22 protein-coding genes are annotated in these 20,645 nt (G+C 72.9%); 20 read left to right on the top strand and 2 right to left on the bottom strand.

The window, feature by feature from the left end; genetic code table 11:
• Positions 1-11: 11 nt before the first annotated feature.
• The 4 genes from ICW24_RS14530 (at position 12) to ICW24_RS14515 (ending at position 2,896) form a co-directional block, all read left to right on the top strand.
• Positions 12-446 carry a chemotaxis protein CheW gene (locus ICW24_RS14530; protein ID WP_226346435.1) on the top strand — a complete coding sequence of 145 codons (435 nt, stop codon included), beginning with the start codon at positions 12-14 and terminating at the stop codon, positions 444-446.
• A 76-nt stretch (positions 447-522) separates the two neighbouring features.
• The gene (locus ICW24_RS14525; RefSeq protein ID WP_226346434.1) at positions 523-888 is read left to right on the top strand and encodes a response regulator; all 366 of its coding nucleotides are present in this window, start codon (positions 523-525) and stop codon (positions 886-888) included.
• A complete protein-coding gene (locus tag ICW24_RS14520) occupies positions 888-2,081 on the top strand; it encodes a protein-glutamate methylesterase/protein-glutamine glutaminase (RefSeq protein ID WP_226346433.1) in 1,194 nt (397 codons plus the stop codon). The genes ICW24_RS14525 and ICW24_RS14520 overlap by 1 nt, the downstream gene beginning before the upstream one ends.
• Positions 2,078-2,896, top strand: coding sequence for a CheR family methyltransferase (locus ICW24_RS14515; RefSeq protein WP_226346432.1), 819 nt, complete (start codon positions 2,078-2,080; stop codon positions 2,894-2,896). The genes ICW24_RS14520 and ICW24_RS14515 overlap by 4 nt, the downstream gene beginning before the upstream one ends.
• Here the strand turns inward: ICW24_RS14515 and ICW24_RS14510 are convergent.
• Positions 2,881-3,801, bottom strand: coding sequence for an alpha/beta fold hydrolase (locus ICW24_RS14510; protein WP_226346431.1), 921 nt, complete (start codon positions 3,799-3,801; stop codon positions 2,881-2,883). The two genes, ICW24_RS14515 and ICW24_RS14510, sit on opposite strands and share 16 nt — an antisense overlap.
• Before the next feature lie 59 nt (positions 3,802-3,860).
• Positions 3,861-4,745, bottom strand: a complete 885-nt coding sequence (locus tag ICW24_RS14505; protein WP_226346430.1) for a hypothetical protein — start codon at positions 4,743-4,745, stop codon at positions 3,861-3,863.
• 473 nt (positions 4,746-5,218) lie between these two features.
• Between ICW24_RS14505 and ICW24_RS14500 the strand changes: the two genes are divergently transcribed.
• The 16 genes from ICW24_RS14500 (at position 5,219) to ICW24_RS14425 (ending at position 20,600) form a co-directional block, all read left to right on the top strand.
• Positions 5,219-5,572: a flagellar basal body rod protein FlgB gene (locus ICW24_RS14500; RefSeq protein WP_226346429.1), complete on the top strand. Its 354-nt coding sequence runs from the start codon at positions 5,219-5,221 to the stop codon at positions 5,570-5,572.
• Between the two features lies 1 nt (position 5,573).
• Entirely contained in the window at positions 5,574-5,972 is a 399-nt protein-coding gene (locus tag ICW24_RS14495) for a flagellar basal body rod protein FlgC (protein ID WP_226346428.1), read from the top strand.
• Positions 5,969-6,319 carry a flagellar hook-basal body complex protein FliE gene (gene fliE / locus ICW24_RS14490; protein ID WP_226346427.1) on the top strand — a complete coding sequence of 117 codons (351 nt, stop codon included), beginning with the start codon at positions 5,969-5,971 and terminating at the stop codon, positions 6,317-6,319. Before ICW24_RS14495 ends, fliE begins: the two co-directional genes overlap by 4 nt.
• Positions 6,316-7,950 carry a flagellar basal-body MS-ring/collar protein FliF gene (gene fliF / locus ICW24_RS14485; protein WP_226346426.1) on the top strand — a complete coding sequence of 545 codons (1,635 nt, stop codon included), beginning with the start codon at positions 6,316-6,318 and terminating at the stop codon, positions 7,948-7,950. Before fliE ends, fliF begins: the two co-directional genes overlap by 4 nt.
• Positions 7,951-7,958: 8 nt before the next feature.
• Positions 7,959-8,969 (top strand): flagellar motor switch protein FliG, encoded by a 1,011-nt coding sequence (gene fliG, locus ICW24_RS14480; protein WP_226346425.1) that lies wholly within the window; start codon positions 7,959-7,961, stop codon positions 8,967-8,969.
• Entirely contained in the window at positions 8,953-9,678 is a 726-nt protein-coding gene (locus ICW24_RS14475; RefSeq protein ID WP_226346424.1) for a FliH/SctL family protein, read from the top strand. The genes fliG and ICW24_RS14475 overlap by 17 nt, the downstream gene beginning before the upstream one ends.
• Positions 9,679-9,683: 5 nt before the next feature.
• On the top strand, positions 9,684-11,000 hold the full coding sequence (locus ICW24_RS14470) for a FliI/YscN family ATPase (protein ID WP_226346458.1): 1,317 nt from the start codon (positions 9,684-9,686) through the stop codon (positions 10,998-11,000).
• An 11-nt stretch (positions 11,001-11,011) separates the two neighbouring features.
• On the top strand, positions 11,012-11,575 hold the full coding sequence (locus tag ICW24_RS14465) for a flagellar FliJ family protein (RefSeq protein ID WP_226346423.1): 564 nt from the start codon (positions 11,012-11,014) through the stop codon (positions 11,573-11,575).
• A complete protein-coding gene (locus ICW24_RS14460; protein ID WP_226346422.1) occupies positions 11,572-13,224 on the top strand; it encodes a transglycosylase SLT domain-containing protein in 1,653 nt (550 codons plus the stop codon). Before ICW24_RS14465 ends, ICW24_RS14460 begins: the two co-directional genes overlap by 4 nt.
• Positions 13,221-15,644 (top strand): flagellar hook-length control protein FliK, encoded by a 2,424-nt coding sequence (locus ICW24_RS14455; protein WP_226346421.1) that lies wholly within the window; start codon positions 13,221-13,223, stop codon positions 15,642-15,644. Before ICW24_RS14460 ends, ICW24_RS14455 begins: the two co-directional genes overlap by 4 nt.
• A gap of 11 nt (positions 15,645-15,655) precedes the next feature.
• Positions 15,656-16,333: a flagellar hook assembly protein FlgD gene (locus ICW24_RS14450; RefSeq protein ID WP_226346420.1), complete on the top strand. Its 678-nt coding sequence runs from the start codon at positions 15,656-15,658 to the stop codon at positions 16,331-16,333.
• 185 nt (positions 16,334-16,518) lie between these two features.
• On the top strand, positions 16,519-17,358 hold the full coding sequence (locus ICW24_RS14445; RefSeq protein ID WP_226346419.1) for a flagellar hook-basal body complex protein: 840 nt from the start codon (positions 16,519-16,521) through the stop codon (positions 17,356-17,358).
• 126 nt (positions 17,359-17,484) lie between these two features.
• Positions 17,485-18,288, top strand: a complete 804-nt coding sequence (locus tag ICW24_RS14440) for a flagellar hook-basal body protein (protein ID WP_226346418.1) — start codon at positions 17,485-17,487, stop codon at positions 18,286-18,288.
• A gap of 252 nt (positions 18,289-18,540) precedes the next feature.
• On the top strand, positions 18,541-18,792 hold the full coding sequence (locus ICW24_RS14435) for a flagellar FlbD family protein (protein ID WP_226346417.1): 252 nt from the start codon (positions 18,541-18,543) through the stop codon (positions 18,790-18,792).
• A 3-nt stretch (positions 18,793-18,795) separates the two neighbouring features.
• Positions 18,796-19,575 (top strand): motility protein A, encoded by a 780-nt coding sequence (locus ICW24_RS14430; protein ID WP_226346416.1) that lies wholly within the window; start codon positions 18,796-18,798, stop codon positions 19,573-19,575.
• Positions 19,575-20,600 carry a flagellar motor protein MotB gene (locus ICW24_RS14425; RefSeq protein ID WP_226346415.1) on the top strand — a complete coding sequence of 342 codons (1,026 nt, stop codon included), beginning with the start codon at positions 19,575-19,577 and terminating at the stop codon, positions 20,598-20,600. The genes ICW24_RS14430 and ICW24_RS14425 overlap by 1 nt, the downstream gene beginning before the upstream one ends.
• The last annotated feature ends 45 nt before the right edge of the window (positions 20,601-20,645 follow it).

Below are 20,645 nucleotides of genomic sequence, written 5' to 3'. Positions count from 1 at the left end.
AAGGACGAACGATGGCGAGCCAGTACTGCACCTTCCGCCTCGGCGGTCACCTCTTCGGGGTGCCGGTCGAGACGGTCCAGGAGGTGCTGCGGGAGCAGACCCTCACGAAGGTCCCGCTCGCGTCCCGCGAGGTCCGCGGTCTCATCAACCTGCGCGGCCAGATCGTCATCACCGTCGACCTGCGCGAGCGCATGGGTCTGCCGCCCCGCGAGGCGCACGAGGAGATGACGAACGTCGTCGTCCGCACGTCGGGCGACACCGTGACGTCGTTGCTCGTCGACCGCATCGGCGACGTCCTCGAGCCCGACCTCGACCGCTTCGAGGCCCCGCCGGACACCGTCCCGGGCCGCGTGCGCGAACTCGTCACGCACGTCTGCAAGCTCGACCGCGAGCTCATGCTCGTGCTCGACACCGACAAGGCCGTCGACGTGGACGCCGCTGCCTGATGTCCGGCTCCGCCCCGGCCCCCCTTCACCTGCGCGCCGCTGCGGCGCCCCCGAACACCGATCGACGAGGTTGAACATGCGTGCTCTGGTGATCGACGACTCGCGCGCCATGCGGACGATCCTCACGAAGATCATGACCGGTCTCGACTTCGAGGTCGAGGCCGTCGGCGACGGCGCGCAGGCCCTCGAGGCCGTCCAGCGTGGCCCCCGACCCGACGTGTGCCTCGTCGACTGGAACATGCCCGTGATGAACGGGCTCGACTTCATCGTCGAGGTCCGCAAGAACCGCGAGTGGCGCGACATCACGCTGATGATGGTGACGACGGAGGCCGAGCAGGCCAACATCGTCCGCGCGCTCGCCGCCGGCGCCCACGAGTACGTCATCAAGCCGTTCACCTCGGACATCATCGAGTCCAAGCTGGCGATGCTGGGGCTGCTCTGATGGCGCCGAGGATCCGGGTCCTCGTCACCGACGACTCGATCGTCCTGCGCCGCCTCATCACCGACGTGCTCGCGACCGATCCGGAGATCGAGGTCGTCGGCACGGCGGTCAACGGCAAGAACGCGCTCGACAAGCTGCCCGTCCTCAAGCCCGACGTCATGACGCTCGACATCGAGATGCCCGTCATGGACGGTCTGCAGACGATCCTCGAGGTGCGCAAGCGCGACAAGCGCCTCCCCATCATCATGTTCTCGACGCTGACCGAGCGCGGCGCCGGCGCGACGCTGGACGCCCTCGAGCGCGGGGCGAGCGACTACGTGACCAAGCCCGCGAACGTCGGCTCCGTCAAGGAGTCGATGGAGGCCGTCCGCAGCCAGCTCATCCCCAAGATCAAGTCGCTGACCGGTCGGTCCGTCGCGCCGCAGCGTGCGCGTCCGGCGTTCGGCGGGCCGCCGCCGCCCGGGTCGGGCGGCGCGTCCCACGGGCCCGGCCATGTCGGCTTCGGACCGAACGGTCAGGCCGTCGCGGCCGTGACCGGGTCCGCCGCGGCCCCGACGGGCCGGGTCGACGTCGTCGCGATCGCGGTGTCCACCGGCGGCCCCGACGCGCTCACGCAGGTCGTGTCGAACATCCCTGCCGGGTTCCCGGTCCCGATCGTCGTCACGCAGCACATGCCGCCGGTCTTCACCCAGCTCTTCGGGCAGCGGCTCGACGCCAAGGCCCGCCTCAAGGTGTCGGAGGCGGCGAACGGCGACGTCCTCATGCCAGGCAAGCTCCTCATCGCCCCCGGCGACTTCCACATGCGCTTCGTCCGGCGCGGCGGCCACGTCAGCGTCGCGCTCGACAAGGGCCCGCAGGAGAACTACTGCCGCCCCGCCGCCGACCCGATGTTCCGCTCGGTCACCGAGGTCTACGGGGGCAACGTCCTCGCCCTCATCATGACCGGCATGGGCAGCGACGGGTTCCGCGGCGCGGAGCACGTCGTGCACGCCGGCGGCAGCCTCGTCGTCCAGGACGAGGCCACGTCCGTCGTGTGGGGCATGCCCGGGGCCGCGGTCGCCGCCGGGCTGCCGTGCGAGATCGTCCCGCTGGGCCGCCTCGCCGACACCATCGCGGCGAAGGTCTCCGGCCGGGCCTCCGCGTCCGCCGCCGCACACCCGGTCGCCACGGCCGGCAGGGGGATGTCGTCATGAGCATGAGCGCCGCCGACGTCGAGTTCGTCAGCCAGGTCGTCCGCGCCCGGTCCGCGATCGTCCTCGACGCGAGCAAGGCCTACCTCGTGGAGTCGCGCCTGACGACGCTCGCGCGCGACCGGGGCCACGCCGGGACCGCCGAGCTCGTGCGCGCCCTGCGCGCCGCGCCCACGGGGCCGCTGCGCGACGACATCGTCGAGGCGATGACGACGAACGAGACGTCCTTCTTCCGCGACGGGCACCCGTTCATGGCGATGAGCCAGACGATCCTGCCCGAGCTGCTCGTCCAGCGCGGCCGGGAACGGTCCCTCAACGTCTGGTGCGCGGCCTGCAGCTCCGGGCAGGAGCCGTACACGATCGCGATGCTCGTGCAGGAGCTCATCGGGGCCGACCCGAGCTGGCGCGTGCGCCTGCTCGCGACCGACATCGACAAGAAGATGCTCGAGCGCACCCGCGAGGGCGTGTTCAACCAGTTCGAGGTCAACCGCGGGCTGCCGGCGCCGCTGCTGGTCCGCTACTTCGCGCGGCACGGCATGAACTACCAGATCGACCCCCGGCTGCGCGCCATGGTCGAGACGAAGTTCCTCAACCTCGCCGACCCGCTCCCGCCGATGCCGCCGATGGACATCGTCTTCCTGCGCAACGTGCTCATCTACTTCGACGTCGAGACGAAGCGCAAGATCCTGCAGGGCGTGAAGAAGGTCCTCAAGCCCGACGGCTACCTCTTCCTCGGCGGCGCCGAGACGACGATGAACGTCGACGACGCGTGGGAGCGCCAGCAGATCGGCCGCGCCGCGGTCTACCGCCCGCGCTGACCCCCGCGCTCGACCCGCGGCAGCAGGCCGAGCACCTCGAGGCGGCGCCGCACGATCTCGACGACGACCTGCGGGTGCGTCCCCGCGATGTCGCGCGTCGCGGGCAGGACGTCGAGGCGCCGGTCGGTCCGGCCGGCGACGAGGCGACGCAACCCCTCGGGGTCGTCGGTGCCCATGCCGTCGGACGCGGCGACGATGTCGAGCGGCACGGTCAGGGCGCCGTAGTCGTGCCCGGGCGGGACCGCGAACATGACGTGCGCAATCTCGGGGCGTGGCTGCCGGATCCAGCCCGCACCGTCGGGGACGAACGAGCGGAGCAGCTCGGCGCGCAGGACCTCGGCGTCCGTGCCGCGCAGCATCCAGTCACCCACGGCGTCGCGCATCATGTCGTCGACCGCCGCGTCGCGCTCGGCGTCGTCGGCCGCGCGCCGGCCGAGCCGGAAGCGCTCGGCGACCGCCTCCGCGAGCTGCTCGTCCTCGAACTGGCGCAGGTAGTGGACCTGGTCGGCGGGTGATCCGGGGATGACCGCCTCGAGGAGGACGAGTCCGGCGACCTCGAGGCCGTCGTGGACGACGGCCGACGTCGCGTCCCAGCCCCCGATGCCCTGGCCGACGACGAGGGGGAGCCGGCCCGGCGCGTGCTCGTTGAGGTGGGCGAGCGTCTCGGCGAGCATCCGCCAGCGCACCGGCGCCTCCAACGGCCCGACGCGCGAGTGGCCGTGGCCGGGCCCGTCGAGGGCGACGGGGTGGCAGAACCGGGCGAGCCGCCGGCCCACCCCGTCCCACCGGGCCGCGTTCTCGAGCCGGTCGTGCAGGAGCACGACGAGGGGACCGGTGCCGCCGTGGTCGAGGGCGGGCACGTCGCCGTCGGCGGTCGACACCGTGATCGGGGTGGGGACGGGCATGTGCGGATGCGTCCGCCGCCGGTCGCCGCGCGGACCGGGCCCGTGGGCGGGTCGGCGGCTCACCACGTCCACCTGAAGCCGTGGGTCCCGCGGGGGGCGTCGAGGACCACCTGAGACACGCGGTGGGGATTGAGCGACATCTCGACCGTCTCGAGGGTTCCGTCGGTCCACGAGTAGGCCTCGACACGGGACGGCAGCGCGTCGGGATGGAACGCGATCTCGAGGTGCAGCACCTTGACGGCGGTCATGACACCGATCTCCCAGGACGGGACGGGCGGTGCCGAGACCCCCTCGCTGAACGTGAAGGAGAGCTGACGGGTCTCGTCGAGGACCATGGGCGGGTCGAGGAGGACCTCGGCGACGGCGACGCGCTGGTCGGGGGCGGGCAGAATACGGCCCACCTCGAGCCCGGGCCCGACGTCGACGACGCCGGCCACGTCGGGGTGGTCCCAGCCGTAGGCGACGGGCACGCGGGAGACGCTCTCGCGGATGGCGCGCACGCTCTGCTGCACGGTGTGCCCCACCTGGGACCGGTTCGCGTCGACGGTGAGCAGCGCGTGCAGCGCGAAGCGCTCGAGCCCGTCGTTCCACTTCAGGCCGAGGTCGAGCGACAGCTCGTTCATCGTCTCGGCGAGGGCGGCGTCGGAGGCGATGATGTCGGCGGGCCGGGGGAGCGCCCGGGGGCGGCGGTCGTGCTCGGCGGCCGCGAGGAGGTCGCCGGGCTCGAGACCGAGAAGGTCGTCGAGGTCGGCCAGGGCGGCGAGCGACGTGGCCCGCGCGGGGAGGCTCCGACCGTTGCGCCAGTAGCTCAGCGTCGTGATGGACACGTCTTGGCCGCGCTCGGCCACGGCCCGATGGACGGCGTCGAGGGAGAGGCCGGCGTCGGCGATGGACGTCCGGAGCAGGACGGCGAACCGGTCGTTGGTCGTTGCCGGTGTCGTCACGGTTCCTCCTTCCTGCGGGGGTGACCGGCCTGGGCCGGTTCGGACACGTCCGACGGCGACTCCGGGTCAGCCCGACGTCGGAGCTGCCCAACGCTAACAGAGGCGACGGGGGTGTGGTCGGGTCGACAGTTAAAACGGAAACCTGGAAAAGCCGGCCATCCGAATGCGCGAAGCGCGCCGGAGCCCGGGGCGACGCGCGACGAATGCGGATAACCGTCCGAGTTCGCAACCCCCACAACGTCTTTGCGAATTCGGGCACGTCTTCGCAGGTCACGGCGGGCGGAGTCGGCCCCCCGGGGTGGCGACGTAACCCCTCAGCCCGGGGCCCCCCCGGCCGATCAGACAGTCGGCCACGGACGGCCCGGACCCGCCTCGACGCCGACGCGGTCCGACGCCACGGAACGGCACAGGACGCCCGCAGATTGCACGGCCGGCGGCGCGTGACCCGCGACCCGGCCACCCAGGGGGGACCCATGAGCGACTTCATCGGCGACGTGACGATGCGCACGCTGAGCCAGGCCATGTCCGGGCTCGCACTGCGCCAGCGCACGATCTCGGACAACCTCGCGAACGTCGAGACCCCCGGCTTCCTCGCCGGGAAGGTCGACTTCGAGGCCGCACTCAAGCAGGCGCTGGCCGACGGCGAGGACCCGCGTCTCGTCGAGGTCGCCACGGCCCGCTCGCTCGAGCCCACCCGCGTCAACGGCAGCAACGTCAACCTCGACGAGGAGACGCTCGCGGCGCAGCAGACGGTGCTGTCGACGCAGCTCGCCGCGCAGGCGATGACGAACAAGTTCAACGGCATCAAGACGGCGATCGGAAACTGACATGCCCATGTTCGACGCGATGAACATCGCCTCCTCGGGTCTGAGCACCAACCGCAAGTGGCTCGACGCCGTCTCCGACAACATCGCGAACATCAACGACGTGAGCGCGATGGACGAGGCCGCGTTCCAGGAGCGGTTCGTCGTCGCGCGTGCGGCGTCCTACGGCGAGCCCAAGGGCACCTACGTCGCCGGGAACATGTGGGGCGACCCCAACGGCCGCGTCGTCGAGATGCCCGACCACCCCCTGGCCGACGCGCAGGGCCGCGTCCGCCTGCCCGACATCAACCTCGGCGACCAGATGGCGCAGCTCATGATGGCCCAGCGGGCCTACCAGGCCAACGCCTCCTCGGCCGAGCGCGCCAAGACCACGTACGAAGCAGCGATCGGAATCGGCAAGTGAGCATCGCACCCATCCCGTCCATGCCCGACTTCGGGCTCGCGCCCGGGTTCGGCATCAACCCCGCCTACGGCGTCGCGGCCCAGGTGCCGCACACGGACGTGTCGTCGGTCGGCCGGGTCGAGGGCGTCGAGTCCTTCGGCACGATGCTGTCGTCCAAGCTCGGCCAGCTCGACTCGCTGCACGCCCGCAGCGACGCCCTCGCGGTGCGCGCCGTGACCGGCGACCTGCAGGACATCCACGAGTACACGATCGCCGCGAACGAGGCCGGCGTGGCCACGCAGCTCACCGTGGCCGTGCGTAACAAGGCCGTCGAGGCGTTCAACGAGATCATGCGGATGCAGATGTGAAGAACGCCAAGGTCCATCAGGTCATCACGCGCGTCCGCGGCACGTTCGACGGGTTCACCAACGGTCAGCGCGCCGTGACGGTCATCGCCGTCGTCATCGCCATCGTGGGTGGCGTCGTCTTCTTCCAGTGGGCCAACAAGCCGACGATGATGCCGCTGTTCACGTCGCTGTCCCAGCAGGACGCGAGCGCGATCACGCAGAAGCTCACCGAGTCGGGCACCCCCTACGAGCTCGAGGGCACGACGGTCCGGGTCCCCGCCGACGCGGTCGACCAGACCCGGCTCGACCTCGCCGGCGCGGGCCTGCCGGCCGACACGAAGGACGCCGGCGGGTACTCGCTCGTCACCGAGGCGCCGATGACGACCTCCGACAGCCAGCAGCGCATCCTCATCAAGCAGGCCACCGAGGGCGAGCTGCGCAAGACGATCGAGAAGATCGAGACGGTGCAGGCCGCCTCGGTCAACCTCGCGCTGCCCGAGCCCGACGTCTTCACCCGCGAGCAGGCCAAGACGACGGCGGCCGTGCTCGTCACGCCGCAGCCGAACAAGGAGATCACCGCGCCGCAGGTCGAGGCGATCGTGCACCTCGTCAGCTCGTCGGTGCCCAAGCTCGACGCGACGTCGGTCACCGTCACCGACAACGCCGGCAAGCTGCTGTCGGCGCCCGGCGCCGCCGGCGCCTCCGGCACGGGCGAGGCCCGCGTCGCGCAGCAGCAGGCGGCGTCGGCGACCGTGCGCCAGTCGGTGCAGGCCATGCTCGACAAGGCCGTGGGCCCGGGCAACTCCAGCGTGTCGGTGCAGGCCGAGCTCGGCTACGACGACAGCTACATCACCCGCAACGAGTACATCCAACCGCCGGCCAACGGGGTGCCGCTGCAGGAGGAGACGAAGACCGAGACGATGGACGGCTCGGGCCAGACCCCGGTCGGCGGCGTCCTCGGCCCCGACAACATCCCCGTGCCCCAGGCGAACGCGGCGGGCGGCACGTCGAAGTACGAGTCGAACACCGAGAAGAACATCAACGCCGTCGGCACGCAGACGACGGTGACGAAGCCGGCCGCCGGCGGTGTCAAGCGGCTCGCGGTGGCCGTCATGCTCGACTCGCGCCAGGCCGCGGCCGTCAACCAGGCGCAGATCCAGCAGCTCATCGCGACCGCGGCGGGCATCGACCCGAAGCGCGGCGACCTCGTCACCGTGCAGAAGGTGCCGTTCAACACGCAGGCCGCGCAGGCGCAGGAGGCCGCGGCCGCCGCGGCCGCCGAGCAGGAGCGACGCGACGACCTCATCGCGCTCATCAAGAACATCGGGCTCGGGTTGCTCGTCCTGCTCGCGCTGCTCATCGGGTTCCGCCAGAGCCGCAAGCGGACCCGCACCGTCGAGGTCTCGACCATCGAGGCCACGCCGTCCCTGCCGCAGCTGCCCGCCGGCGGCGGCGCCGCCGCCGCGATCGAGGCCGCGCCGTCGGCGTACGAGCTCGACGACGGTGACGACCTGCGGGTGCTCGAGGCGACGCCCATCGACGCCCAGGGCCAGGCGCGCATCGACGCGCGCGAAGAGATCGGGAACCTGGTCGAGGAGAACCCGGACGAGGTCGCTCGTCTGCTCCGCGGCTGGATGGCAGAACGGAACTGATCCCCCTCATGTCCACCCTCACCATGTCCGGCCTGCGCAAGGCCGCCATCCTCCTCGTCCAGCTCGGCCGGGAGCACTCCGCGTCGATCATGAAGACGCTCAAGGAGAGCGAGGTCGAGGCCCTCACGGCCGAGATCGCGCGCCTCGAGAGCGTCGAGGTCGACGTCCTCGACGACGTCCTCGAGGAGTTCCGGGCGCTCGCCAAAGCCCGCCAGTACTACGTCCAGGGCGGCGTCGGCTTCGCCGAGGAGGTCCTCGTCGCGACGATGGGCGAGGACAAGGCGGGCGAGCTCATGGCGCGCCTGTCGGCCTCGCTCGTCGAGATGCCGTTCGAGTTCCTCCGTCGCGTCGACGCGCGCATGATCCTGTCCTACCTGCAGGACGAGCACCCGCAGACGATCACCCTGGTCCTGGCCCACATGGGCGCGGAGCAGGCGGCGATCATCCTCTCGGGTCTGCCGCCGGAGGTGCAGGCCGAGGTCGCGCACCGCCTCGCGATCATGGACCGCACGACGCCGGAGATCGTCAAGCAGGTCGAAGGCCACCTCGAGCGGCGCATGTCGACGCTCGTGCAGGCCGCCGACACTACGGCGGTGGGCGGGCTCAAGCCGCTCGTCGAGATCATCAACCAGTCCGACCGGACCACCGAGCGCCTCATCCTCGAGGGGCTCGAGAAGCGCGACCTCGACCTCGCCGAAGAGGTCCGCGCGCACATGTTCATGTTCGAGGACATCGTCGGCCTCGAGGACCGCGCCATCCAGGTCGTGCTCCGCAAGGTCGACTCCAAGGACCTCGCGGTGGCCCTCAAGGGCGTGCGCGACGACGTGCGCGAGAAGATCACGCGCAACATGTCGGAGCGCGCGGCCCTGTCGCTCGCCGACGAGATCAGCGTGCTCGGCCCCGTCCGCCTCAAGCAGGTGGAGGAGGCGCAGGCCGTCGTCATCCGCCAGATCCGTTCGCTCGAGGAGGCCGGCGAGATCGTCGTGTCGCGCGGCGGTGGGGATGAGTTCGTTGCCTGATCCCGTGCGCCCCGCCTTCGTCATCCGCCGCGGCGAGGACCACGGCGCCCGCCCCGCCCGGCTGTCGACCGACCTCGCCCGCGCCGGGTTCGCCGGCGTCGGCGTCGCCGACGCGCGCCGGGTCGACCCCTACCTCGACGAGGTCATCGCCGCCGCCCGCGAGCAGGCGCACCGCGACGGGTACGTCGCCGGGCACGCCGACGGCATGGAGGTCGGTGTCCGCGAGGGCCGCGCCCTGCTCGCCGAGCAGCAGGCGGCGCTCCTGGACGAGGACGCCCGCGAGCGCGCCGCCCGGCGCGAGCGCCTGTCGCAGCTCCTCGGCGCCGTCGAGGAGGCCGTCGTCGGCGCCCTCGACTACCAGGCGCCGCGCGTGGAGGAGCTGCGCGACCTCATCGCCGGCCTGGCCGTCGACATCGCCGAGGCCGTCGTGGGCCACCACCTGAGCGTGGGGGAGTGCGCGGCGCAGGACGCGCTGCGGCGCGCCCTCGAGCAGGTGCCGCGGCGGACGTCCCTCGAGGTGCGCATGCACCCCGCCGACGTCGCGCTCGTCACCGACATCACCGGCGAGATCACCGAGTGGCACATCGCCCGCCTCGTGCCCGACCTGTCGGTCGAGCGCGGCGACGCCGTCGCGGTGGCCGAGAACCTCGAGGTCGAGGCGAGCGTGGCCGGCGCCTTCGAGCGCGTCCGGGCGGTGCTGCACCCGTGAACCCCCTGGCCGACCTGACGGCCGACCTCACCGCCGCCGCCCGACCCCGGGTGACCGGGGCCGTGACGAGCGCCGTCGGCCTGAGCATCGACGTCGCGGGCCTCGAGCTCGCCGTCGGCGAGGCCGTGCGCATCGAGGGCGACGAGGGGCCGATCATGGCCGAGGTCGTGGCCCTGCACGCGACGCACGCCACGTGCATGCCCGTCTCGGACCTGCGCGGCGTCCGCGCCGGCAACCGGGTCGCGCCCACGGGCGGCTCCCTGCGGGTGCCCGTCGGACCCGGCCTGCTCGGGCGCGTCGTCGACGCCCTCGGGCGCCCGATGGACGGCGGCCCGCCCCTGACCAACGTGCAGTACGTCGGCAGCGACGGCACGCCGCCGCCCGCGATGGACCGCGAGCGCATCGGCACCCCGATGCCGCTCGGGGTGCGGGCGATGGACACGCTCGTGCCGTGCGGGCGCGGGCAGCGTCTCGGGATCTTCGCCGGCTCGGGTGTGGGCAAGTCGAGCCTGCTGTCGATGATCGTGCGCGGCTCCGACGCGCCCGTGTGCGTGCTCGCCCTCGTCGGCGAGCGCGGCCGCGAGGTGCGGGAGTTCGTCGAGGGCGACCTCGGGCCCGAGGGCCTCGCGCGCTCGGTCGTCGTCGTCGCGACCTCCGACGAGCCGGCCCTCGTCCGCCTGCGCGCCGCCTCGACCGCCACCCGCATCGCCGAGTGGTTCCGCGACACCGGCGACGACGTCGTGCTGTGCATGGACTCCGTCACCCGCGTCGCGATGGCGCAGCGCGAGGTCGGCCTGGCCTCGGGGGAGCCGCCCGCGACCCGCGGGTACCCGCCGAGCGTGTTCGGGCTCATGCCCCGGCTGCTCGAACGCGCCGGCATGGCCAAGACCGGCTCGATCACCGGCCTGTACACGGTCCTCGTCGACGGCGACGACCTCAACGACCCCATCGCCGACAACGTGCGCTCGATCCTCGACGGGCACATCGTCCTGTCCCGCAAGCTCGCCACGCAGGGGCACTTCCCGGCCATCGACGTGCTCGAGTCGATCTCGCGTGCGAACAAGGCGCTGACGACCCCGGAGCAGCGCGCCGACGCGTCGGTGCTGCGTTCGCTGCTCGCGGCCCGCCGCGACGCGAAGGACCTCATCGACATCGGCGCCTACGTCCCGGGCTCGAACCCGACGGTCGACCGGGCGCTGCGGCAGGCCGACACGATCGACGGCTTCCTGCGCCAGGACATGGAGGACCTCACGCCCGCGGCGCTGAGCTGGTCCGCGCTGCACGACATCGCGAACGACGGCGCGCTGCCCGCCGGGCGCTGAGGGCCGCGACCGTGCCGAAGTTCACCACGCCCTACGACACCCTCCTGCGCGTCCGGCGCATCGAGGAGGACAAGGCGAAGGCCGCGCTCGCCGAGGCCAACCTCGGCGCGCGCCGGGCGGAGCAGGCGCTGCTCGACCGTCGGGAGCACTACCAGAGGCAGGCCGCGAGCCTGCCACATGGTGAGACGGACCTCGGCGGGTTCCTCGCGGCCGCGGCCCGGGGCACGGCGGCGGCGAAGGCCGTCGACGCGGCGCGTGCGGACGTCGAAACGGCCGACGCGGCAAGGGGGGTCGCCGTGCGGGCCACCTTGGCCGCCTCCCAGCGCACGCAGGGCCTCGAGCGCCTCGTCGAACGGGCGAAACAGGTCCGCGTGGAGGAAATGCTTGCCGCGGATCAGCGGACGGCCGAAGAGAGCATGGCCGGAGGACACGCGCGCCGACGCGGCGCGACCCCGCCGGCGCACCCGCCGCGGGACGCCGCGACGGACCCGAACCAGACGGACCCGAACCAGACGGACCCGAACCACCCGATGCCACCGGCGTCGGGCCCGACACCCCAGGCAGGAGCGGTATGACGGTCGAGGCCACGGGCATCGCGGGCACGCAGGGCCGGATCGCGGAGATCCAGGCCCGCGTCACCGCGTACCTCGGCACGACGTCGGGCGCCTCCCGCGTCGGCGCGGGCACGTCCGGCGCGGCGACGACGTCGTCCTCCTCCACGGCCGGCGGGTTCGACACCTCGATGCGCAAGGCCCTGACGAACGCCGCGCCGGCCACCGCCGCCGCGCCGTTCGTGTGGGACCCGAGCGCCCCGCCCACGCAGGTGGCCACCAAGCCCGGCGCCGCGCAGGCGCTCGCCGCGCCGCCGGCGACGACCGCTCCGTCGGCCGGAGCGGCCGCCACGACCCGCGGCTCGGGCGCCTCGGGCGACCCGTCGCCGGTGGCGGCGACCTCGGGCCCCACCGCGACCACGGCGACGAGCGGCCCGTCCGCCGTGACCGCCACCGACGGCACCGCCCGCGTCGACCGGCTCGTCGCGTCGGCGAAGAAATACCTCGGCGTGCCCTACCGCTGGGGTGGCACGAACCCGCGCACCGGCCTCGACTGCTCCGGCTTCACCCAGCTCGTCTACCGCGAGAACGGCATCTCCCTGCCGCGCGTCGCCCGCGCCCAGCAGGACGTCGGCACGCGGATCGGCTCGCTCGCGGACGCCAAGGCCGGTGACCTGCTCTTCTTCGGCGACCCCGCCACGCACGTGACGATGTACCTCGGCGACGGAAAGATGATCCACGCCCCGCGCACCGGCGACGTCGTCAAGATCGCCGAGGTCTACCGCAAGCCGACGACGATCCGGCGCTACCTGCCGGACTCGGCCTTCGTCTCCGGGACCACCCGCGGCGCCGGGACGACCGGCGACGCCCGCCTCGACGGCGTGGGATCGGCTCCGGCGGCTTCGATGGCTCCGTCGGCCACGACCGGTCCGACGTCGGCGCCCGGGGTGTCGGCCGTGCAGTCCGCCCGCGCCGCCTCGGCGGTCTCGGCCGCTCGCGCCGCCGTCGCGAACGCCGCGATCTCGCTCGGCTCGTCCTCTGCCGCCACCGGCGCGACGACGTCGGCCGGCGGCTGGGCCGGTGCGCCGGTCGACGACACGTGGGGCGACGCGTCGGCGACCGCCGCGAAGTCCGGGGTCGCCAACCTGCTCGGCGACGGCCTCGGCGGGGTCGAGGACGCGACGCCGGCGGCGTCCGTCGTCAACGCGACCACGGCCGTGCGTCCCGCGATGACCCGCCTGGGCAGGACGGGCGCGGCCCTGCCCGGCTCGGTCCTCGCGCAGGCGCCGGCCACGCTCCAGGCCCTGTTCACGGCGGCGGAGGCGAAGTACGGCGTGTCCGCCGACCTGCTCGCGGCCGTCGCGAAGCAGGAGAGCAACTTCACGACCACGGCGGTCAGCCACGCCGGCGCGCGGGGCCTCATGCAGCTCATGCCGGGCACGGCCCGCGGGCTCGGGGTGCGCGACTCGTTCGACCCGGCCCAGGCGGTCGACGGCGCGGCCCGCCTGCTGCGCGACCACCTCAAGACGTTCGACGGCTCCGTGCGGCTCGCCCTCGCGGCGTACAACGCGGGGGCCGGCGCGGTCCGGCGCTACGACGGCGTCCCGCCCTATGCGGAGACGCAGAACTACGTGCGCAAGATCATGGCCAACCTGGGGACGGTGTCCGCATGACCGATCTGAGCCTGCCCACCGCGGCGGTCGACGGCGTCTCGACGGGGCGCCGCGCGACCCGCACCGAGCGCCTCCGGCCCGCCGCCGGTGAGGCGTTCGGCCGCGCGCTCGACTCGGCCCTCGACGCCGCCGCCGGCGGGCGGACACGGATCGCGCGCGACGCCCGCGTGCCGGGCGGGGATCGCGGCGACACCGCCGACGCCTCGCCGGTCGGCTCCCGCTCCCGGGCCGTGGACCGCGAGCGGAACGGCGACGCGTCGACGCCCGTGGCCGCCGGCGACAGCGCCGCCGCCCTGCTCGCCCAGGCCGTCAACCGGTCCGCGTTCGAGGCCGTGCTCTCCGGGGCGGGCGAGGGGAGTGCCGCGGCCGGCGCCGTCAGCGCGACGAGCGGCGCGGTCACCGCCGCGACCGACGTCGCCCCTGGCACCTTCGCCTCCGCCGCCGGCCTGCCCGGCGCCGTCCTCCTGCCGGCCGGGGTCGCCGGGGTGACGGGATCCGCCGCGGCGACCGCCGCCGAGGGCGCCCTCCCGACGGTCTCTGCTGTGTCCGCTCTCTCCGCGGCCGACGCCGGCGGCCCGGCGGCGACGACCGCCGTGCCCACCACGGCGCTCGGTGCGGCCGGTCAGGGGCCCGCGGGCGCATCGAACGTGGCGACGGCCGGCGAGGTGACGTCGACATCGGCGACGGTCGGCTCCTCCGCGACGGACCGCCCGACGACCGGCGCGTCGGTTGCGGCGGTCGGTGCCACCGCGCCGTCGGCGACGCCCGCCGGCTCGGGTGCCGCCGGGGCGTTCGGCGTCTCGTCCGACGGTCTCCTCGCCGCGTCGGCGGCGGGCGCCGCCTCGGCCGCCGCCCCGGGACCCACCGCGGCCGCGCCGACGACGGCCGCGCCCTCGGCGCTCGCCGGTGGGACGGGCCCTGTCGGCGCGACCGGCCCGTCGGCGCTCGCGGCGACCGCGACCGCTCCTGCTTCTCCCGCGCCCGCCGCGTCGGAGGCGGCCGGCGCCACCGGTGCCGCTCCCGCCGCCCCGGTCGCCCTGGCCCCCGCACCGAGCGCGGGCGCCCCCGCCGGTGAGGTCGCACCGCAGGTCCCGGGCACGTCGGCGGCCCCCGCCGGCGCGACGACCCCCGATACACCGGCGTCCCCGGCGTCGCCCGTCGCGGCGACGCCCGTCCCGACCGACATCGTCGCCGACCCGGCGGGCCGGCCGGGCACGTGGGGTGGCGCCACGGCGGCCGCCGCTGCCGGGGCGACCGACCCCGACCCGAGCGCCGCGGTCCCGGGCACCCCGGGTACCCCGGCGACGCCAGACCCGACCGCGCCGGCCACCGACCCCGCCGGCACGCCCACCTCGAACACCGACGGCGACGCCCCGGACCAGGGCCCGAACGGTGGCTCGAGCGCGGGAACGAACGGCGGGGCCACCGGCGGTGGCTCGACCCCCGAGGGTGAGGTGCCCGTCCCGGCCGACGTCGACCTCGCCCCGCCGGTGGTCGCCACGCCACTGCCGGTCGACGCCGGCGGCGACGCCGTCGTGCTCCTGCCCGCGCCGGGTTCCACGACGTCGGCCCCGGCGGCCTCGGGCGTCGTCTCGGCGCTCGAGCCCGAATCGGCCGCCGACGCCTCGGCCCTCACCGGCGAGCCGTCCCGCACCGTCAACGCTGCGACCGACGTCGAGGCGCCCGAGCCGGCGCCGCGCGAGCAGCCTCGCCTGGACGTGACCCCGCGCGAGCGGGTGAGCGACTCGTTCGACCTGCGCGTCGACACGGCCCGCTCGTCGGCGACCGCCCGGGCCGAGGCCGCCGCCGCGGCGGCCTCGCCCGCGGCGGCGAACGCCGCGAGCCAGACGAGCTCCGCGTACGCGCCCCCGGCCGTGCCGACGCAGGTGCCGACGTCGTCGGCGCCGGTCACCCCCGCCGCGTCGACCGCGACCCTGGCCGGGAATGCGCCGGTGCCGGTCACGAGCCAGGTCGTCTCGGCCGTCGGCCCGCTGCTGCGGGGCCCCGACGGGTCCTACCACCTGCAGCTCAACCTCACCCCGGGCCACCTCGGCCCGGTGCGCCTCGTCGTCGAGATGCGGGGCGGGGAGGTGTCGATCCAGATGCACACCATCGAGACCGGCGCCCGCGACCTGCTCCGCGACAACCTCGACGGCCTCCGCCAGGAGCTCGCGCAGATGGGGCTGAAGTCCGGCTCCCTCGACGTGAGCACGAACCGCGACCAGGCCGCCCGCCAGTGGGCCCAGCACGCCGGCCTCGCCTCCGGTGACGGCGGCCGCGGCGGCCACGGCGCCCGGTCCGGCCACGGCGGCGGTCACGGCCACGGGGGCTCGCCCCACGGCGACGCGCCCCCATCGACCTCCGAGCCCATCACGAGGGACGCGGCCACCGGCCAGGCATCCCTCGACGTCCAAGTCTGAGAGGACACGCCATGAGCAGCCTGCCCGTGGGCCAAGCCGCCCCCACCTATGTCCCGTACACGCCGCCGAAGCCCGGTTACATCCGCGTCGACGGCCGCGAGGTGCCCTACACGCCGCCGACGGTGACCTCCGACGGCCAGGGCGGCTGGGTCTCGTCGCCCGCCGCCGGGATGACCGACACCGCGAAGTCGGTGAACAAGGTGACGTCCGGGTCGCTCGGTGCCGACGACTTCATGAAGCTCCTCGTCGCCCAGCTCAAGTACCAGGACCCGACGAAGCCGGCCGACACCGCGCAGATGATGCAGCAGACCGCGTCGATGGGCATGATCGAGCGCGTCAACGAGATGGCGACGAGCGCCGAGGCGATGAGCAAGGCCGTCGAGGCCCTCACCGCGACGACGCAGGCCGGCCAGTCGAGCTACGCCGCCATGCTCATGGAGCAGCGGATGAGCAGCGCCGTCGGCCTCGTCGGCAAGACGGTCACCTACGCCGAGGCGACGAACCCCGAGACCAAGGTGGACGGTGTCGTCGATTCGGTCAGGTTCGACACCGCCGGGCCGATCCTCATCGTGGGTGGCAAGGACGTGCCCCTCGCCTCGGTCGCCGGGGTGAAGGCGCCGACCGGCACCACCACCTCCTCCGCCACGGCCGGCACGACGACCCCGGCCACGGGGTCGGGCACCGCCTGACCGACCGGTCCGCACCGGTCTCATCACGAACCGCACGACGTCACGGATGACGACTCCCGTCAGGACGACGGACCCACCGAGAACGACAGCCCTCCGGTCGCGATCGGCCCCCGACGGACACCCCGTCCCGTATCAGCCAGCACGATCCTCGGGCCCCACGCGGCCCGACCAGGAGGAGTAATTCCATGATCCGTTCCATGTGGTCGGCCGTCTCCGGTCTGCGCAACCACCAGATCTACCTCGACGTCACCGGTAACAACATCGCGAACGTCAACACGACCGGGTACAAGTCGACCCGGGCGGTCTTCGAGGACAGCCTGTCCCAGGTCGTCCGGAACGCCTCGGGTCCCAACGTGGATAACGGCGTGGGCGGTATGAACCCCTCGCAGATCGGGCTCGGTGTGCGGCTCGGACAGATCTCAGGAAACTTCACCCAGGGTGGCCTCCAGGTGACCAACGTCGCCACCGACATTGCTATCCAGGGTGACGGCTTCTTTATCGTCGACAAGGGTGGGCAGAAGTTCTTCACACGCAACGGCGCGTTCTCCCTCGACAAGGAGGGGTACCTCGTGACGGGTGACGGCAGCTACGTCATGGGCGACGGTCCGGACGCCACGGATGCCAGCGGTGCCGAGAAGATCCAGATCAGCGCCGCTGCCTGGCAGAACTTCCAGATCGCCCCCAACGGGACGATCTCTGGTGTTGCTGTCGGGGATGCGACCGGCACGCTCGTCGACATCGGTAAGATCGCCCTGTCGAAGTTCAACAACCCGAACGGCCTCGAGCGAGTCGGTGGGACGATGTTCAAGGAGACGTTGAACTCAGGATCTCCTGAGCTGGCGTTCCCTGCCGACAACGAGAAGGGTATGGGCTTCGTCACCGCCGGAACGCTGGAAATGAGCAACGTCGACCTGGCCGGCGAGTTCACGAACCTCATCATGGCGCAGCGCGGATTCCAGGCGAACTCGAAGGTCGTGTCGGCCTCCGACGAGGTCCTCCAGGACCTCATCAACATGAAGCGCTGATCACTTGCGCTGATTCGCATCCTCCGGCCGCGGCGACCCACCCGGGCGCCGCGGCCGGGGCGCGCACCACCCCCTCACCCCCGTTCCGCCCGTATCGCCGTCGCGTCACCGAGGTGAGGACCCACCATGTTCCGTTCGTTCGACGTCGCGGTCTCCGGACTGCGTCAGCACCAGACGTACATCGACGTCACGGGCAACAACATCGCCAACGTCAACTCCGACGGGTTCAAGGCGAGCCGGGCGATGTTCGAGGACAAGCTCTCCCAGCTCGCGCGCGGCACCGGCATGACGCCGATGCCGCAGCCGAAGGGCGCCCGCAACGCCGCGATGGTCGGCCTGGGAGCCGACCTGCGCGGGATCGAGGGCGAGTTCCACCAGGGCGCGTTCAAGATCACGAACACGCTCACCGACTTCGCCATCGCGGGGGAGGGCTACTTCGTGCTGCAGGGCGCGAACGGGCCCGTCTACACCCGCAACGGCACCTTCACCTTCGACGCGAACGGCACGCTGCGCGCCGGCGACGGCAAGGCCGTCCTGGGCGTCGGCGGGCAGCCGCTCACCGTGCCGCAGGGCGCGGACCGGCCCCGGTCGATGACGATGAACGCCGCCGGCCAGCTCGTCGGCATGGGCGCGAACGGCGCCCAGAGGGTCATCGGGCAGGTGCAGCTCGCGCGGTTCACCAACGAGGCGGGCCTGGAGAGGGTCGGCGACACCGAGTTCGCGGCGACGAACGCCTCGGGCGCGGCGATCCTCGGCACGAGCGGCCAGAACGGCCTCGGCGACCTCATCTCCGGCGTCACCGAGCACTCCGGCGTCGACCTCGGCGCCGAGCTGACCCACCTGATCATGGCCCAGCGCGGCTTCTCCGCGAACGCCAAGGTCATGACGACGACCGACGAACTCGTCGACCGCATCAACCAGATGCGCTGACCCGGCCGCCGCCACCAGGCCCATCGCCCACCAGGCCGACCCCGGCCCACCAGGCCACGGACGCGTCGTCGCGGGACATCCCCGCCGGCGCCCGTGGCCTGCCGTCGTTTGCGCACGGCACCGCTCACCTGCGGTGATGCATCCGTCCGCCTATACCACGACCTTCAGCTCCACGGCAATGGTGCCGATGGGGATTCCGTCGGTCGAGGAACGTCCGGCAACGTCAGACCCCCGCCACGGATGGGACACCCGATGATCACAGTCACGCGCCGGAACGGCACGTCGTTCGCGCTCAACCCCGACCTCATCGAGCGGGTCGAGTCGACGCCCGACACCGTCATCACGCTGGTGTCCGGCACGCGCTACGTCGTCTCTGAGAGCGTCGAGGCGATCGTCGACGAGGTCTGCGGCTTCCGGGCCGCGGTGCTCAACGCCTCCGCCACCCCCGTCCAGCCGCGTGCGCCCAAGGGCCACCTGCGGTCCGTGTCGACTCCGGAGAACTGAGCCATGGACAAGGGAACCATCGTCGGCGTCGGCGTCACCTTCGCCGCCGTCATCGCCACCGCGATCCTCGACGGCGTCCACCTCAACGCCCTCTTCCAGCCGGCCGCGCTCGTGCTCATCTTCGTCGGCACGTTCGGTGCCGCCGCCGGAAGCCTCCTCATGTCGGAGTACAAGGTCGCGCTCGTCGGCTGTAAGGAGGCCTTCACGAAGAAGGCTCCGGACGGCTCCGGTCTCGTCGACGTCATCGTCAAGATGGCCGACCGCGCCCGCCGCGAGGGCCTGCTCGCCCTCGAGGACATGGCCAAGGAGATCGACGACCCCCTGCTCAAGGAGGGGATCCAGATGACCGTCGACGGCACCGACGCCGACGAGATCGCCGAGCTCCTCGACGCCCGCGTCGCCGCGAAGAAGGACCGCGACAAGATCGCCATCGGCTTCCTCGAGGCCCAGGGCGGATACGCCCCGACCATCGGTGTGGTCGGGGCCGTCCTCGGCCTCATCCACGCTCTCGGCAGCCTCGACGACGTGGGCGCCCTCGGCGGCATGATCGCCTCGGCGTTCGTCGCGACCCTGTGGGGTGTGCTCATCGCCAACGGCGCGTGGCTGCCGATGGCGGGCAAGCTCAAGCGGCTCAGCCAGCTCGAGGCCGCCAACATGGAGATGATCATCGAGGGCGTCCTCGCCGTTCAGGCGGGCACGAGCCCCCGCATGGTCGAGCAGAAGCTGCGCAGCGCCCTGCCCAACAGTGCGCCGGGCGACGCCAAGGAAGCGAAGGCCGCCTGATGGCCCGCAAGAAGAAGCACGAGGAGCACGAGGAGCACGCCAACCACGAACGGTGGGTGCTCTCCTACGCCGACATCCTCACCCTGCTGCTCGCCCTGTTCATCGTCATGTTCGCCATCAGCAAGGTGGATCAGAAGAAGTTCGAGGAGTTCAGCCGCGGCACGGCCGAGAGCTTCGGCCAGGCCAACCTCGCCCTCCAGGGCGAGACCGGCACCCTCTCCGGCTCCGACGGCATCATGTCGGACCAGAAGCCGGGCCAGGACAAGAACGTGCCCGCCGACGACCCGGCCGCCGCGCCCGCGCCGATGGCCCAGGCCGCGCTGCAGAAGCAGCAGGCCGCCGCGGCCGCCGCGCAGGCCGAGAAGGCGAACCTCGAGAAGCTCAAGGCCGACCTGGCCAAGCAGCTCAAAGCCGCCGGCCTCGACAAGGCGATCCAGTTCCAGCTCGACGAGCGCGGTCTCGTCGTCAACATCGTCACGGACAAGGTGCTCTTCGACACCGGCGCCGCCGACCTCAAACCGGGCGGGGTGAAGGTGCTCGACACCATCGCGCCGATGATCCGCAAGCTGCCCAACGCGATGACCGTCGAGGGGCACACCGACAACGTCCCGATCTCGGGCCGCTACAGCTCCAACTGGGCCCTGTCGAGCGCCCGAGCGACGACGGTGCTCGAGCGGCTCCTCGTCGACGGCATCCCGTCGAAGCGGATCTCGGCGGCCGGCTACGCCGACCAGCGTCCGATCGCGACGAACGTCAACGACACGGGCCGCTCCCGCAACCGCCGCGTCGCCGTCGTCATCCTGCCCACGGTCGCCCTCACCGGCGACTCGGCCGGCACGAAGGCCCCCACCGGTGCGGCCGCCGCGCCCATCCCGGAGGCGACCGGAGCCCCGAGCGTCGTGGACGGCGCGACCCCGGCCCCCGCGGCGGCCGGCGCCTCGTCCTCGGCGACTCCCGCGGCGGCGGCCACGACCATCACGTCCCTCGACCAGCCCGCCGGCCCCGTCGTCACGCCCGGGCACTGAGCCCGGGGTCCGACGCCCGACACCCGAACGAACCGACCCTTCCAG

The sequence above is a fragment of the Agilicoccus flavus genome (assembly GCF_014857905.1).
GTDB classification, from domain to species: domain Bacteria; phylum Actinomycetota; class Actinomycetes; order Actinomycetales; family Dermatophilaceae; genus Agilicoccus; species Agilicoccus flavus.
The sequence above is the reverse complement of the archived record's forward strand: the minus strand, read 5'-3'. Positions and strand labels throughout refer to the sequence as shown.